The 16,279-nt window shown below is 58.9% G+C and carries 12 protein-coding genes; 8 read left to right on the top strand and 4 right to left on the bottom strand.

The window, feature by feature from the left end:
* The first annotated feature begins 444 nt into the window (after positions 1–444).
* The 8 genes from ACILSR_RS16260 (at position 445) to ACILSR_RS16225 (ending at position 11,407) form a co-directional block, all read left to right on the top strand.
* Complete coding sequence (locus tag ACILSR_RS16260) at positions 445–1,404, top strand: NAD(P)-dependent oxidoreductase (RefSeq protein WP_395750843.1); 960 nt, start codon at positions 445–447, stop codon at positions 1,402–1,404.
* 283 nt (positions 1,405–1,687) lie between these two features.
* Entirely contained in the window at positions 1,688–4,807 is a 3,120-nt protein-coding gene (locus tag ACILSR_RS16255) for a TIGR02597 family protein (protein WP_395750842.1), read from the top strand.
* Positions 4,797–5,654, top strand: coding sequence for a hypothetical protein (locus tag ACILSR_RS16250; protein WP_395750841.1), 858 nt, complete (start codon positions 4,797–4,799; stop codon positions 5,652–5,654). The genes ACILSR_RS16255 and ACILSR_RS16250 overlap by 11 nt, the downstream gene beginning before the upstream one ends.
* Positions 5,655–6,077: 423 nt before the next feature.
* Positions 6,078–7,634, top strand: coding sequence for a thiamine pyrophosphate-binding protein (locus ACILSR_RS16245; RefSeq protein ID WP_395750840.1), 1,557 nt, complete (start codon positions 6,078–6,080; stop codon positions 7,632–7,634).
* A complete protein-coding gene (locus ACILSR_RS16240) occupies positions 7,631–8,629 on the top strand; it encodes a Gfo/Idh/MocA family protein (protein WP_395750839.1) in 999 nt (332 codons plus the stop codon). Before ACILSR_RS16245 ends, ACILSR_RS16240 begins: the two co-directional genes overlap by 4 nt.
* Positions 8,626–9,369, top strand: coding sequence for a cytidylyltransferase domain-containing protein (locus tag ACILSR_RS16235; RefSeq protein WP_395750838.1), 744 nt, complete (start codon positions 8,626–8,628; stop codon positions 9,367–9,369). The genes ACILSR_RS16240 and ACILSR_RS16235 overlap by 4 nt, the downstream gene beginning before the upstream one ends.
* Complete coding sequence (neuC, locus tag ACILSR_RS16230) at positions 9,366–10,526, top strand: UDP-N-acetylglucosamine 2-epimerase (RefSeq protein ID WP_395750837.1); 1,161 nt, start codon at positions 9,366–9,368, stop codon at positions 10,524–10,526. Before ACILSR_RS16235 ends, neuC begins: the two co-directional genes overlap by 4 nt.
* Positions 10,523–11,407: a class I SAM-dependent methyltransferase gene (locus tag ACILSR_RS16225; protein WP_395750836.1), complete on the top strand. Its 885-nt coding sequence runs from the start codon at positions 10,523–10,525 to the stop codon at positions 11,405–11,407. Before neuC ends, ACILSR_RS16225 begins: the two co-directional genes overlap by 4 nt.
* Here ACILSR_RS16225 and ACILSR_RS16220 read toward each other — a convergent pair.
* Genes ACILSR_RS16220 through ACILSR_RS16205 form a run of 4 tightly spaced genes read right to left on the bottom strand, consistent with a single transcriptional unit; the run spans position 11,404 to position 16,096 of the window.
* Entirely contained in the window at positions 11,404–12,786 is a 1,383-nt protein-coding gene (locus ACILSR_RS16220; protein ID WP_395750835.1) for a hypothetical protein, read from the bottom strand. The genes ACILSR_RS16225 and ACILSR_RS16220 overlap by 4 nt on opposite strands.
* Entirely contained in the window at positions 12,786–13,832 is a 1,047-nt protein-coding gene (locus tag ACILSR_RS16215; protein WP_395750834.1) for an N-acetylneuraminate synthase family protein, read from the bottom strand. Before ACILSR_RS16215 ends, ACILSR_RS16220 begins: the two co-directional genes overlap by 1 nt.
* A gap of 21 nt (positions 13,833–13,853) precedes the next feature.
* Positions 13,854–14,804, bottom strand: a complete 951-nt coding sequence (locus tag ACILSR_RS16210; RefSeq protein ID WP_395750833.1) for an SDR family oxidoreductase — start codon at positions 14,802–14,804, stop codon at positions 13,854–13,856.
* On the bottom strand, positions 14,801–16,096 hold the full coding sequence (locus tag ACILSR_RS16205; RefSeq protein ID WP_395750832.1) for a nucleotide sugar dehydrogenase: 1,296 nt from the start codon (positions 16,094–16,096) through the stop codon (positions 14,801–14,803). The genes ACILSR_RS16210 and ACILSR_RS16205 overlap by 4 nt, the downstream gene beginning before the upstream one ends.
* Positions 16,097–16,279 lie beyond the last annotated feature (183 nt).

The following is a 16,279-nucleotide window of genomic DNA, read 5'->3' as shown; positions in this document are numbered from 1 at the left end:
TTTTCTCGCCCCAGCCTCAAATCCGTTCCGGCATCCGTGTCAATCCGTGCCATCCGTGGTTCCAATTTCCGGCCCTCTCTGCGTTCTCACCAGCCTCCCACCAATCAGATCTCCGGTCATTCTCCGCCAAAAAACAGCGCCCGCTTTTCACAGTTGCATTCCGTCTGATCCTCCTTCCGTGTATTCCGCGTGTTCCGTAGGCACTCAAATCTGGAATCTCTGCGTTCTCCAAATCTTTGCGGTGCAAATTTCCGGCCATTCACGTTGCCCTTCATTCCTTTGCCAAAAAACAGCGCACCCTTTCCCGAATAGCCTCCGCAGTTACTCCCCGTTCCTCAATCAAGCCACCTTGAATTCAGGTTCTCTGCGGTCTTCTAATCTCTTGCGTTGTAAATCAGGGTCTCCCTAAAACTCAAATCGCGTTCATCTCGCCTGAATAACACCATGTCCGCCGCCCTCCCCATCCTCTACCTCGGCCCCGCCTCCGGCATCGCCGCCGTCACCACCACCCTCGGCAGCGGCTACCAGGTCCTCTCACCCGCCACCATCCCCGAGGCCGTCCTGCCCCTCCTCCCCCAGGTCCACGCCATTCTCGATGCCTCCATGAAGGTCCCGCTGCGCCAAGCAGACCTCGACACCGCCACGCACCTCAAACTCATCGCCACCGCCACCACCGGCGCCGATCACATCGACTCCAAGGCCCTCGCCGCGCGCAACATCCCCCTGCTCACCCTCAAAGGCCAGAAGCAGGTGCTCAACGAACTCACCCCCGCCGCCGAGCTGAGCTGGATGCTCCTCATGGCCTGCGCCCGCCATCTCCGCGCCGCCAATCGCCACGTCGAAGCCGGCCTCTGGGACCGCGAACAATTCCCCGGCATGCTCCTCAAAGGCCGCACCCTCGGCCTCATCGGCTGCGGCCGCATCGGTGGCTGGATGGCCCGCTACGCCACCGCCTTCGGCATGCGCGTCATCGGCCATGACCCCTATCTTCCAGAGTCCGAATGGCCCGCCACCATCGAGCGCACCGATCTCGACACCCTGCTGCAAAACGCTCACGCCGTCTCCATCCACGTCCACTTGAGCGATGAAACCCGCGGCCTCGTCGGCCCCCGCGAGTTCGCCCTCCTCCGCCCCGGCGCCATCCTCATCAACACCTCCCGCGGTGCCATCTGCGATGAAGACGCCCTCCTGCAGGCACTCGAAACCAACCACCTCGCCGGCTACGGCACCGACGTCCTCGAAGGCGAGCCCGCCATCCAGACCAGCCGCATCTGGCAGTACGCCCAGACCCACGACAACTGCCTCATCACCCCCCACATCGGCGGCTTCAGCCCCGACGCCGTTGACATCGTCCTCAAATTCGCCGCCACCCGCATCCGCGACTTCTTCGCTTCGCAAAGCTGAGCTCCCTCTCCCCCGGCAGCTCCAATCCTCGCCGCCCTACAGCGACGCTAAAACATATGTTTGGATTTCATGCCCACCTGTTTTAGGTATTTTTCTTAAATCTTATTTCCATGCCAACTGTCATCTATCCCCATTCATCCATGGGTCCTTGGACGGTCGTTAGGGACAAGAACTGGATGGCGTAAGTACCTTGTTCAGGCACACTCACCTTAAAACTTGCACGTTGCAGGCATTTTGTACTACCTATTTTACTTAGACCTGTTAATTTCCGTCTTTCACAGCAATGAAAATCTCCTATCGCACTCTAATTTCGTTGTTCCTGCTTGCTAGTATTGCCGAGGCCCAGGAAACGACGGATCCCGTTGGCTATACCACCATCGCTGTCAGCGGCAACGGTGGCTCAGGCCAGCCCAAGTACACCTTCGCAACCCTCGGCATGACTAATTTCGTCGCCTATCAGTCCACCACGACATCCACCGCAGGCTCCACCACGTTGGTCGATCCGAATGCCACCTGGGCTGACAACGCTTACAATGGTGCTGGAGGCGCCATTTCCTACTATGTCGAGATCACCTCTGGCGCTCGCATGGGGACTACCTATGACATCACAGCCACTTCCGCCGCAAGCCAGTCCCTCACCCTCACTCAAGCGCTTGCCACAGGCGTCGCCTCCGGTGACTCCTACAAAATCCGTCCTCACTGGACCATCGCCAGCGTCTTTGGTGCCACCAATCAAAACGGACTCGCGGGTGGCAATTCATCTACTGCGGACCAAATCCTTGTTTGGAATCCGGCCATTCAAGGATATGCCACTTACTACTACAAGACGTCTGGCGCTGGAGGCACTGGCTGGCGAAACTTCGGCGCCCCCACAGTGGATGCAAGCGCATCAGTGATCTATCCTGATGATGGTTTTATCATTGTGCGCAATCAATCCGCCGATTTCACCCTCACGGTTGCTGGCGCGGTCAAGACTGGCCAGACCTCCATTCCTGCCTTCAGTGGCTACACCTTGCTGGGCAATGTCTATGCTGCACCAATGACCTTGCAGAGTTCAGGTCTTTATACGGGAAACGCCTCTACCGGCGTGGCCCCCGGCACTTCGACCACGGCGGACCAGATCCTTATCTGGAATCCTGCGGTGTCCGGATACGACACTTACTATTACAAAAACACACCGGGTCTGGGTGGGACGGGATGGAGATCAACATCTTCGTCGTTTATGGATGCGGCTACCACTTCGATTCCTCCAGGAACCGCTATGTTTATCAATCGAGTTAGTGGGAGTGGTTTCGATTGGGTTGCTCCCCAGCACCCTGCCCTGAACGTCCTTCCCGCAGGTACGCAAGCGCAAACCGCCACTGACCCGAACGAAGGTGTGCGTGTGACGGCAGACGCCTCCCCAGGCGCGCAAGTGCTTACATGGTATGGGACGCCAGGGCGCAGTTACTTTGTTCAGCAGTCCTGCAATCTGGTTGATTGGAACTACGTGCCCGTTGTGCGTGACGGTGCGGGCAGCCCGGACAGCCTGAACTTCGCCAGCACAGACAGCCGCCAGTTCTGGCGGCTGAAATACACCGATGCGAGCACCAACGGTTTTTCGGGAGCTGCGGCGGCAGATTTTGATGGTGATGGACTTGCCAACCAGCAGGAACTGGATGCAGGAGCCGATCCTTTCAATCCCGACACAGATGGCGATGGTTTCAGCGATGGCGTCGAGGCCTTGGCTGGCACGGATCCCAAGTCCGCCACGGACAATCCCGGAGCGGCCTGGTATGATCCACCTATCATACTGTCAGCGTTCCTGCTCACCAGCCCCTCTGTCCCGTATTACAGTGCTGGCAACAAGGTGCTCCAGTCTGAGTACAACCCTACCGACTGGCTGGTTACGGAAACCAGCGTCATGCCGGGCAGCTTTTATACCAGCAGTTACGTAGCATCGGGCAACATGCCAAGTGTACCTGCATTGCCCGCCAGACCAGACGCCGATTCGAGCCTTAACACCTGGAGCACCTACTACCTTTCGGGCCTTTCTCAAAGCACTACTCTTCAGAGGCTTGTGAATGCAGATACCACCGGGCCAGGTTTTTTCACAGGCGCAACGGTCATCGGGCACGCCAGCTGGCTCAACGGTACCGCAGCCAAATACAAGCTCAAGGTGAGTTTCCCTTCGCGCAATGCCCGCACCGTGAAGGTGGTGGAGCAGAGGATCAAGCAACCCATCATTTATGAGCTAGCCCTCGCAGGATACCGTGGAAATGGGAATCCGGTGGTCACGAGCAGCCAGGTCAGAACCCTAACGCTGCCAGCCAATGCAAAAGAGACGGCGGTAACGATTCTACAGCCGGATGAAGCCGACGATAACTTCCTGACTACCGCCAAAGTCGCGACGGTCCTATTCATCACCCCAGCAGGTGATCCCGTGAAGCTTCCTGTGGATGCTGGCACAGATCCCACCAACACTCCGGACGGTGCCAATGAATTTACCTTTTCAAATGCCTCAGCAGGAGTACTGACCCTGAATCTCAAAGTTCACATGCCCGGCATCGTTGATCAATCCGCCGCAGAGCAGGCCAAATACACCTTTGACGTGGATGCGATTGGCAATTCGGTGCTCACTTGGGCGCCTGGTAACGCCGGGGGCAAGGCCGCTGTTAGCGGCGAATACCTTATCGCAACCGCCATTTTCACCGGTCTGCCGCAGAACAACTCCGATTTTGGCACGAAGACCGTCCGCCTCAACTTTGACGGCTATGTGGTGGAAGACGCAAAGTTCGAGGTGTTCTTTATGAGGGACGAAAAAAATCACCCCGGCAAAGGTTCCGGAACTGATCCTAACTGGTTTTACTATTGGCTCCAAACAGTAACCTTGTTGGGACCGAATCCGGTGGTCGAGTATTCAACGAGTGGAAGCGTCTACAACCCGAATACAAATAAGTTTGCACTCAGCGATGGAGATAGGCTGAGTTACAACGCTCCTTATGGAGCAAACAATCCATTGCAAGGCATCGACAACTTTGCATGGACAGCCAGACACGAATCCCAACACTACAAAGACTGGTGTGATTATTGGAATGTCGAAACACAGGGAATAACGAAGTGGCAGGCTGCTTATGGGCAAGACGGTCCTAGCGACAACAAGGATCCTCAGACAACCTCAAGAAATGGAAGTGATTACCTGCCAAACTACATTGAGGACTTGAATCTAAACAAAATATTTGATGCTGGTGATCGATACGACTGGTCGAACGGTTTGAGCAACTTACCAGGAACTCCCTCGAATATTCTCGATGATGCGGAAGACTACACATGCAAGAGACACACAACAGTAAAGGGAAACCATTCCAATGACTGGGCGAATCCTGGCATGCAGCACAAAACTCTCGACAAATATGATGACTAGAATTCTGCGGAAAATCTCGCTTTTAATGCTATTAATCGGTTTGGGCCTGGATTGCAGTTCAAAGCCTATCGATTCTGATGCGGCACAGCGTCTCTTGGAATTGGAAAAGATTAGTTCCGTTATAGATCGTTCTAATCTTTTGTCGGCCGAGCAATGGGCGGTGATCGAGAAATCGCTGGCGTCGGGCGATGATGTTTCCGTGGCAGTTGCAACACTTTTCCTACAGCGAATCAACAGCGAACAGTCACGAGCATTACTTGTCAAATTGGTTGCCTCGGACACTAGGCGAAGCTTGATCGTGGACTCAGTACTCAAGACAGGACAGGTTAAGTCTGAGCTTGCGACTGCCAAACCTAGCGAACGTGCTGCTGAATGGCAAAAGCTGGCAACCGATTCCAATCCTTACTCTAGGATTGCGGCCGCTAAAGCTCTTTGCGCAATTGACCCCACAATGGCCAAAGCCGTGTTGCTGAGACTTGAGGAGGAGAAGTCTGAAATCAGTCCGGCAGCAAACAGACTCAGAAGGGAGCTGGCTGCTCAAATGGGCGAGGAACTGCCCCCGCCAATACCCGGATTTGAAACTATTTACACCTGGTTCGAGCGAAGTGCTGGGGCGCTGGACTCGGTGCGATTTGCTGGCAGCAGCGCTGCCCCTCCACAAGAGGGTTCATCTACAGAGCCGACTCCAGTTTTGCAACCACCCGCACCGAAGAAGGCGCCAGAAACCAAGCCGACGACATCGACACCGAGCGAAGAACCATCTTCATCAATGCCGTGGAGTGTGCTTGTGATCTTGGTCATGTCATTGATTGCGCTGCTGTTGTTGCTGCTCAAGCGGCGCTCGTGAACGTGGCGCAAAAAGTGCCTGTAATGAATGGCATTCGGTTATGCTGATGTTTGGTTGAGGTTGCTGTCGCCATCTCAGCACCAAAGATGCGTACTATCGCAGGCCAGGGTCTGCCGAGCCTAAGCGATGCCGCCATGGGTAAGACATAACAATCCGGGTCAAACCCAATTTGCCCATCGAAGCTTTAGCGAAGAACGGGCACCTTCGACACCCACCGCACCCACCAGCAGCGGTTGCATCGCACCATCGCTGCCGCCAACCTTCGCAGCCCCACAAATCCTCGATCACGTGGCACTCGGGCAATCGGCGGCGCGGCACCTCGACGCCCCTCACAAGCCCCCTTTACAGCCTCTTGCCCCCCCATTAAGAATCACGTCCCCCCACCCTTTTCACCCTCCGCCTTCCCCGCCCCCCAGACCCCGCATGGCCTATGAATCCTTTGCTCAGCAGTTCGCCGCGCTTGGCGGTCGTCGTGTCTTTGGCGTGCCCGGTGGCGGCCCCAGCCTGGAGCTGATCACTCAGATCGAAGCCGCCGGAGGCTCGTTCCTCGCCACGGGTCACGAAGCCGTCGCCGCCTTGATGGCCGGTGCTCATGCACGGCAGACAGGCAAGCCCGCCGCCTGCGTCACCATCAAAGGCCCGGGCTTCATGAACCTCTCCCCCGGCCTGCTGTGCAACAGCTACGAGGGCTATCCCTGCCTCTCCATCTCCGAGGCCTATCCGCCGGATGAATCCACCGGTCGCAGGCACAAATGGCTGAACCATCTCGACGTCGCCTCCTCCTTTCTGCGCGGCATCCATGGCTTCAGCGAAATCCACGGTGCGGTGGAGTCCTTGTGGTCCGAAGCCACCCAAGAATGCCCCGGCCCGGTGCATACAGATCTGGTCCCGCGCACCGAATCCGTTCAAGAATTGCCACGCAGCATGGTGAACCCCACGCAGCCCGACTGGCGCAAGCAGCTCGCTGCCGCCTCGTGCCCTGCGCTGCTCGTGGGCACCTGGGCCACGCGCAGCGCCTGGAGCGCACGCCTTGCCGCGTTGCAAATCCCCGTCTTCACCACCGCCGCCGCCAAAGGAGCACTGTCCGAGCACCTGCCTCACTGCGCAGGCATCTGCACCGGCGATGGCAAACCCAACACGCCCGAAAAAACGCTCCTCCCGCAGGCCGATCTTCTGATCTGCCTCGGCGTCCGCAGCGGCGAGATGCTCTCCCCTTCCCCGCCGCATGCCAACACCCTCTGGTTTGACGCCCCCGGTCTCCATGAGTCCCGCGTCTTCCCTGACAATGTCTTCGGCACCCGTGCCAGCGCTTTGAGCGATGCCGATGCCACCGAACTCTTCGGTGCCTTGCGGCAAAAAAGCTGGGGCATCGAAGCGACCATCACCGCCCATGCCGTGCTGGACAACGCCATGGCCGGCTGGGACGACTCCCCACGCACCGCCATGCGTGCAGTCTCCGAACGCCTGCCAGACGCGGCCCACATCGTCGATACCGGCAACTTCACCGTCTGGGCCGAGCACTTCCTCCGCGTGCAGCATCACCTCGATCTCACCGGCACCCCCAATGGCCGATACCTCGGCGCAGGCGTCGGCTACGCCCTCGGCACTGCCCTGGCACGTGTGCCCAAAGCCTCCGTGTTGTGGATCGGCGATGGCGGCATCCGCGCCAACCTCGCGGAACTCTCCCTCGCGGTGGATTTAAAGCTGCCTCTCCTCGTCCTCGTCATGCGCGATGGCTACCTGGGCAGCATTCGCGGTCGTGCGCGCAAGCTGGGCTGGTCCCAGCAGCCCCTGACCCTGCCAGATCATCGTCTCCTCCGCGTCGCCGAGGCCATGGGCCTCGCCACCTGGGACGCACCGACCACAGTCGCGCTTGACTCTGCCATCCAGCAATGGCAGCACGCAGGCAACCCACCCGCCCTGATCGAGTATCACCTCGCGCCGGACATTTACGTGGATATGACTGAACAGCTTCGATGAGCGCCCCCAACCTTCACCTTCTCGTCATTGGTCTCGGCTCCGCCGGGAAACGCCATGCCCGCAATCTGCGCGCCCTCGGCTGCACCGTCAGCGGCTTCGATCCGCGCGCCGACCGCCAGGAAGAAGCAGCCGCCGAAGGCCCGCTTGAGTCCACTTTCAGCGATCTCAACGAAGCACTCGCAGCCACCGTCTATGACGGCTTTGTCATCGCCTCGCCTCCATCCTTTCACGTCGATCAAATCATCGCCGCAGGTGCCACGGGGCGTTGGATTCTCTGCGAAAAGCCGCTGAGCATTAATGCCGCAAGCTGCCGCCGTCTTGAAGCCGCCGGTGCCAAAGTCCTGCTCGGCTACACTTACCGCTGGTGGCCCCCAGTGGCGGAGTTCCGCCGCCGTCTGCAAAGCGGTGAAATCGGCGCGGTGCGTCACATCCGTTTCGTCATGAGCGCCCATCTCGCCGACTGGCACCCTTGGGAGCGCTACCAGGACTTCTTCATGGCCAACAAGGAGCAAGGCGGCGGCGCATTGCTCGATGAAAGCCACTTCCTCGACCTCCTCCTCTGGATCTCCGGCAAACCACAGTCCGTCATGGCCTCCGTCGATAAGATCTCCGATCTCGACATCAGCGCCGATGACAACGTCGATGTCATCGCCTCCTTCAGCAATGGCATGAAGGCCAATCTCCACCTCGACCTCATCGGCCGTCCGCATCAGCGCCACATCATCGCCGTGGGCGAGACCGGTACGCTGATGTGGTCCTACGAAGAGAACGCCGTGAAGCTCTCACGCACCGGCGAATTGAATTGGGCAGACCAGGTCTTCACCTGCGAGCGCAATGAAATGTTCATCGGTGCCGCCATCGAACTGCTGGATCTCATCCGTGGCATCCGCAACGCCCCGTCCTGCTCCCTTGAGGATGGCATCGCCGCCCTCGAAGTCGTGGACGCCTGCCGTCAAAGCTCCGCCAGCGGCCAGTCCATCCGAGTTCTCCCATGAAACACGGACGTCGCATCCTCGCCGTGGTGCCCGCCCGTGCAGGCAGCAAGGGCATCCCGGACAAAAACATGCAACAGATCGCAGGCAGGTCGCTTATCGCCCTTGTCGGCGAAGTGCTCAACTCACCCGCCTGCGACTGGATCGACCGCCGCATCATTTCCACCGACTCCGAACGCTACGCCGAAGAAGGCCGCAAACACGGACTCCATGCCCCATTCCTCCGTCCCCCCGAACTCAGCTCCGACACCGCCGGTGCCGTCGAAACCCTCTGCCATGCCGTCACTGAAATGGAGCGCATCGACGGCGTCACCTACGACGTCGTCCTCATCGTCGAACCCACCTGCCCCTTCCGCCAGCCTGAAGACGTCAATGGCGTCATGGACCTGCTGGCAGAAACAGATGCAGGCTCCGCTGTAACCGTGAGCCGTGTGGATACCAAATTCCATCCGCACAAAGTCCTGCGTGTCAGCAGCGACGACGTCATCACCTTCTACAATGAAGCCGGTGCTGGCGTCAAACAGCGCCAGTCTTTGGAGCCTTTGTTCTACCGCAACGGCGCCGCCTACGCCCTCAGCCGCTCCTGCCTCATGGATGAGCAGAAGATCTTCACCACAGGCACCCGCGCCCACTTGGTGGAGCGCCTGCTCATCAACATCGACGAGCCGGAGGAAATCGAACTGGCCCGTTATTATGCCGAGACACGCCACCTGCCCGTCGGCTATAAACACGCATCTGCATGAAAAAGAAAATCGCCGTCGTCCTGGTCAACCGCGCAAACTACGCGCGCATGAAGCCCGTCATGCAGGCGTTGAAGCAGGAGCCTGACGTGGACATGCAGACCATCTGCGCCGGATCCATGCTGCTGGACCGCTACGGCTGCGCCCGCAATGTGGTGGAGGCCGACGGCTTCCCCATCGATGCCGAAGTCTATCTCCAGCTCGAAGGCTCCGTGCCCATCACGATGGTGAAATCCATCGGCCTCGCCGTCATCGAGTTCGCCTCCGAGTTCAACCGCATGAAGCCCGACTTCGTGCTCATGATCGGCGACCGCTACGAAGCCATGGCCGCCGCCATCGCCGCTGCCTATCAAAACATCTGCCTCATCCACCTTCAAGGTGGCGAAATCTCCGGCTCCATCGACGAATCCACCCGCCACGCCATCACCAAGCTGGCGCACTACCACTTCCCCGCCACCAAGCGCGCCGCGGATTACATCGTCGCCATGGGTGAAGACCCGGACACCGTCTTCCCCCTCGGCTGCCCCACCAGCGACGTGGTATTGGCCGCATCCAACGATCTCCCGCAGGACGTGCTCGGCCGTCTCGGCGTCGGTACCTCGATTGATTTCTCCAAGCCCTACCTCCTCGTCCTTTTCCATCCCGTGACCACCGACATCGGCCACCAGGAAGAGCAGATGGAGGCCGTTCTCGAAACCGTCCGCCGCCTCAACATCCAGACCGTCCTCCTCTGGCCCAACATCGACGCCGGTTCCGACCTCGTCTCTCAGGCAATCCGCCGCTTCCGCGAATTCCATCACGAGTTCCCGCTGCATGCCTACAAGAACCTGCCGCCGGACATCTACATCCCGCTGCTCAACCACGCCGCCTGCTGCATCGGCAACTCCTCCTCCTTCGTTCGCGAGACCTCCTTCTTCGGCACCCCCGTCGTCCTCGTCGGCTCCCGCCAGGACGGCCGCGAGTGGTCCCCCTCCGTCATCCGCGTGGAGCCATTGCAGCCCGAAATCGAAGCCGCCACGCGCAATCAACTCGCCCACGGCCGCTACGAAGCCTCCGATCTCTATGGTGGCCCCGGCGTGGCCGCACGCATCGCCGCCCAGGTCGCCAAGCTCACACCCTACGCCCAGAAGCAGCTTCACTACGTCAAACGCCAAGCATGAACACCCCCTGCCCCATCTGCAACGCCACCTCATGGAGCAGCTGCTATCACGGCTCCATCCGCATGGGCTCCTTTGGCAAGAAGTCTCCCGAAGACCTCGACATCTGGGAATGCGCCGGCTGTGGCGCCCGCCATCTGCCCCCCGTGATGGCCGACATCGAGGCCTACTACAAGTCCGGCGAATACCGCGACGATCTCAGTCAGGGCAACGCCGCAGACGCCTACTTCAAAGTCAACGACAACGACCAGCCCCACCGCCTCGATCTCATTGGCATGCACAACCTGCGCGGCAAAACCGTCGCCGACATCGGCTGCGGAGCCGGCCCCTTCCTCGATCTCGTCAAAGGCATCGCCACCAAGACCATCGCCATTGAACCCAATCAATGCTACCACGACTCCCTCCGCCAGCGCGGCCATGAAGTCTATACCTGGGCCCAGGATGTCCCCGCCGAAACCACCGTCGATGCCGCCGTCAGTTACAGCGTCCTCGAGCACGTCGAAGACCCGCTCAAATTCCTCCAGGACATCCACCGCCTCCTCAAACCCGGCGGCACCCTGTCCCTGAGCACCCCGAATGCCGACGACTGGATGGTCGCCAACAGCCCCGACTACGCCGCCTTCTTTTACCGCAAAGTCCACCTCTGGTACTTCACCGCCACCGCCCTTCAAAAACTCGCCTCCATTGCCGGATTCGACACACAAGTCGTCGTTTTTGACCACCGTTTTGACCTCTCAAACGCCATGGTCTGGATGCGCGACAAACGCCCCACCGGCAACGCCAAGATCCCCTTCGACCCCGCCCTGAACGCCGCCTGGCGCGAATCCCTCATCTCCCAGGGCGCCAGCGACTACCTCTACGCCACCCTCAAGAAGCCGGCCTAACGCCTCGGCGCACCCGCCGCCAGGTAACCTGTGACAGCTTCTCGCCACCTTTTGCAGGTCTGCCCATCCGTATGCGTCACCGCGCGTTCCAATAAGCGGCGGCGCTCTTCCCTGCGTTTTTCGGGATGATTGACGCATTCCTTCAACGCTTCGCGCAGATCTTCGTCATTATGCACCATCCACGTCGCATCTTCCTGGATGACCGGCTGTGCATGCACATACTTGAAAAACCGCACCACCGACAACCACGGCGGCAGATCAAGGCCGCAATCATACGCGAGGTTCACCACCGGCACGTCGAAGCAAGCCGCATCAAGAATGATGGATGAACCGCTCGTCAGCAGCACATCCGTATTTTTCAAGGTAGAAGCCCGTTCGTAGTCTTCTTCTGCCAAGGGAATCCAAGAATGGCGTCCGTAGGCAGCCCCTTCCCCCAATGGGTATTGAATCGTGGTATGCGGCAGTCCTTCAAACTCTTTGTACAGAGTGTAGATGTCTTTCGGACTCACCCGCACCAGAAGGTGACAGGGATGCTCAAAGGGCTGTTCTCCAACAATGTGCTGCAATAAGCGCACAAAGGGCTGGTTGCAGCGGATGACGGCGCTGTCCCCGGTGGCAAACTGGATGATCTTCGTCTGCGGCGAAATGCCAAGTTGTTCACAGAATTTCTCACGCGGCATCAGCTTCTCGGGTGAGAAGTAGTTTTCAAAATAGATGACGCCCACGATGGACATGCTGTCCGCCGGCATGCCATGGCACTGTGCCATCTCCCCCTTCATCTCGGTGGACCAGACCAGTGTGTAGTCCGGAATGACGGTGAGCGGCCCTTTGGAGGTGGGGTTGTCCCAGCTGGCCACGGCGAGAATGAGCGGAATTTTGTGCCGTCGTGCTTCCTTAAGGCACTCCAAGTCGGAGGGAATCATGTTGGCAAACACCACGGCATCCGGCTTCACTTCGCGAATGAGCTTCTCAAAATCGGCGTCATGACCAAAGCGTTCCATGAAGCGGATGATGCCTTGGGAGGTGAGGCCCATTTTCACCGCCAGGCGTGCGATGCCGAGACGAAAGTCCAGGTTCTTCCTTTTTCTGGCCAGCGCTTCCACCATGCGCTTCTGCGTGAAGCTGCTGTCCGGCTGCTCGACGGTCCACAAATCCTTGGCCCAGGAAAAGAGCAGCGAGGAAAACCAGGTCGGTTTTTTGCGTTTCAGCGCAACGATGCGCATGCGCTCATGATGAAACTCCTTCGCCGTCGCTTCCAGATTAAAGGTGCAATAGACGGTCAGGCGTGTGGTGCCGTCTGCGAGCAGTTCTTCAAGCAACCGGCTGCGAAACACATCCCGGTAAAACTGCACCGTATCGACAATTAGAATCAGGTTCATCACTCGAAGTCTTCCAGCTGCAGGAATTGGGCGGACTTGACGGCATGCTTGAGCTTCTTGCCGAGAATTGAAGTGTAATCAGCTGCCGGGATGCCGTGACACGGTTTGCGGCAGGAGAGGTTTTCGCGCGTGATCAGCGTGCCTGCCGAGAGATCTGTCGCGGCCACAAGGCTCTGGCCGAACATGCGGCGCAGCGGTTCCAGCGCTTCCGCGACCGAGTCTTTGGGAAAAGGATTCGCCTTCATCATCTCGATGCTGCGCACGCCTGCCACCATTTGCTTAAACTCGTCGGTCGTAAGCGAGGCAGACACATCCGGCCCGAACATCTCGCGGCTGAAGGTGATGTGCACTTCGATCAGTTTTGCTCCAAGCGTGACTGCGGCCAACGAAGGGTATGGCGTGCCGGAGTGATCGGACAAACCGACCGGACAGCCGTAGCGCTGTGCCAGTTCGGTGATCTGATTGAGTCCGATTTTCTCAGGGGGGCATGGATAGGCAGTGGTGCACTGAAACACCGCCACGGAGGATCCTGCTGCCTTCAAATGCGCTACGGTGGCGTCCATTTCCTCCAAATAGCTCATTCCGCTGGAAACGAGCACGGGCTTGCCCGTATCGATCATGGCATCGAGAAACAGGCGGTTGGTCACTTCACCAGATGCGACCTTCCACGCGGACATGCCGAGGCGCTCCAGCATGCGGATGGCGGCGAGCGAGAAAGGCGAAGAGAGAAACACGAGGCCTTTTTCTTCGGCATGCTGCTTGAGTTCGATCCACTGCGGTTCGGTGAACTCCATGCGCTTCCAGTAGTCGTAGCGGGTGGCGTCCTGCTTGCTGAATTTCACGCGCCAGGTGTCCAGCTCGGAGCTTTCCTCTGCGGCGATGTGGGTCTGAAATTTGACTGCATCCGCCCCCGTGGCGGCCACGGCATCGATGTAGGCGTGCGCCGTTCCCAGGCTGCCATCGTGGGCCTGGGCGACTTCAGCGATGATGAAGCTTGGCGCAGCGGGATTCTGCCAGAGGTCGTTGATGTCGCGAGGTTGGGGCATGAAAGAAAACAGCGGCTGCGATCACCCAGCCTGGCCTTGGCGGTAAAACTCCAGCGTCTGGCGCAGTCCTTCTTCCCAGGAGACTTTCACCTCGTAACCCAGGCCTTCGCGCGCAGCGCTGATGTCTGCCAGCGAGTTCAGCACATCCCCGACGCGTGCAGGCTCAAAGCGCGGCTGCAGATCCTGGCCGGTGAGCTTGTTGATGTCCTTCACCAAGCGGATGAGGTCGATCGAGTGCCCGGTGGCCACGTTGAAGACTTTGCCCGCAGCCTTCTCAGCAGGGGCTTCGGCGGCCAGCAAATTGGCGGAGACAGCGTTGTCCACAAAGGTGAAATCACGCGCCTGGCTGCCATCGCCGAAAATGACGGGGGCTTTGCCTTCGAGCATGAAGGTGCAGAACTTCGCGATCACGCCGGAATACGGCGAATCAAAGGCCTGCCGGGGGCCGAAGATGTTGAAGTAGCGCAGCGCGATGGCTTCAAAGCCGTAAAGCTGGTAGAAGAGCTGGCAGTAACGCTCGCCACCGTACTTTTGCAGCGCGTAAGGAGACAGCGGCTGCACGGGCAGTCCTTCGGATTTTGATGGCGCGTCGGAGTTGCCGTAAATGGAGGACGAAGAGGCAAACATCAGGCGTTTCACGCCGGCATCCCGGGCGGCGAGCAGGACATTCAGAGTGCCGTCGAGGTTTTGCGCATTGCTTTCCAGAGGCTCGGCCACGGAGCGAGGCACCGAAGGCAAAGCGCCTTGGTGGAAGACCCAGTCAACGCCGGGCATCAGCCTGGCCAGCAATTCGCAGTCGCGAATGTCTCCCTCGACGAGATCGACTTTGTCTCCGGGCTTTTTCCAATCGAGGTTCTTCGGATTGCCGAGCGAGAGGTTGTCCAGCACGATGACCTCCGCGCCTTTGCGGCAGAGGGCCTCCGTGATATGGGAACCGATAAAACCTGCACCACCAGTAACGAGAGCCTTCATGCTTTGAAATAATTGGGTTTGCCCTTCATCAAGGCACTGAGCGCATTGCGGGAGTCCACCACCAGCCGGGAATGCTCGGCCACGAGGGCCACATCCACCGCCTTGTGATTGGTGGCCACCAGAACGAGATCGTATTCAGAAAGAGCGGCCGCGGTGAGCGCCACGCTTTTCCTTCCGGCAAAGTGCGCGTGCTCGCGCGAGGGGCGGATCACGGGAACGTGGGGATCATGGTAGTCCACTTCCGCGCCCTGCTGCTCCAGAAGCTCCCAGAGCACGTAGGCAGGGCTTTCGCGGTCATCGTCCACATTGGACTTGTAGGCGATGCCGATCATGAGGATGCGGCTGTCCCTGATGGTCAGATGGAGGGAGGAAAGCGCCTCGCCGACACGTTTGATCACGTAGGAGGGCATGGCGGTGTTCACCTCTCCAGCAAGCTCGATGAAACGCGTCTCCTGGCCGTACTCGCGCGCCTTCCAGGTGAGGTAGAAAGGATCGATGGGGATGCAATGTCCGCCGAGGCCGGGTCCAGGATAGAAGGGCATGAAGCCGAAGGGCTTGGTCTTCGCCGCCTCGATGACATCCCAGATGTCGATTCCCATGGCGGCATAGACGACCTTGAGTTCGTTCACCATGGCGATGTTCACCGCACGGAAGATGTTTTCGGTCAGCTTCACGGCCTCGGCCACACGGCAGGACTCCACCGGAACCAAAGTCTTAATTGCACGTCCGTAAACCTCCATGGCGTGCTTCCGGCATTCCGGCGTGAGACCGCCCACGACTTTTGGAATCAGCGCCACATCGCTCTGCGGATTGCCGGGGTCTTCGCGCTCAGGAGAGAATGCCAGGTGGAAATCCACACCCGCCTTGAGGTTCGAACCCGCCTCAAGCACCTCACGGAGCTCGGTGTCCGTGGTGCCCGGATAGGTGGTGGACTCCAGCACTACGAGCTGCCCGCTCTGCAGATGAGGGGCGATAGCCTTGCCGGTGTTCAGAACGTAAGTCAGGTCGGGGTCACGGTGCTTTGCCAGCGGGGTGGGCACGCAGATGATGATGGCCTCGCATTCCTTCACCCGTGCGAAATCTGTGGTGGCGGAGAAGCGTCCAGCATCCCGCTGTGCCTTCACAGACTCAGCCGTGATGTGCAGAATGTAGCTTTCTCCCGCTTCCAGGCTGTTGATTTTGGCAGGATCGATGTCGAATCCCAGCACGGTGCTGCCCGTGCGGGCAAACTGAAGGCTCAAGGGCAGGCCCACATAGCCCAAGCCAATGATACCGATGGTCGATGACGTCATGTAAAGGGTCGGAGGTGTGAAGAAAAAATTGGATATGACGGCAAGGCAGGAGCCTTGCCAGAACTTTTTTCCATAAAAGGAGCTTCGTCCCAATGAATGAAGAATCCTCCGCTACAATTATATGCAACTTATTTTTAGATATTATATATGTTAAAAGGTCGTGAGGTGGAATGTGCCGTGGCC

The sequence above is a fragment of the Prosthecobacter sp. genome (genome assembly GCF_044222565.1).
Classification (GTDB): Bacteria; Verrucomicrobiota; Verrucomicrobiia; order Verrucomicrobiales; family Verrucomicrobiaceae; genus Prosthecobacter.
Note: the sequence above shows the minus strand (reverse complement) of the source record. Positions and strands in the feature narration are given on the sequence as shown.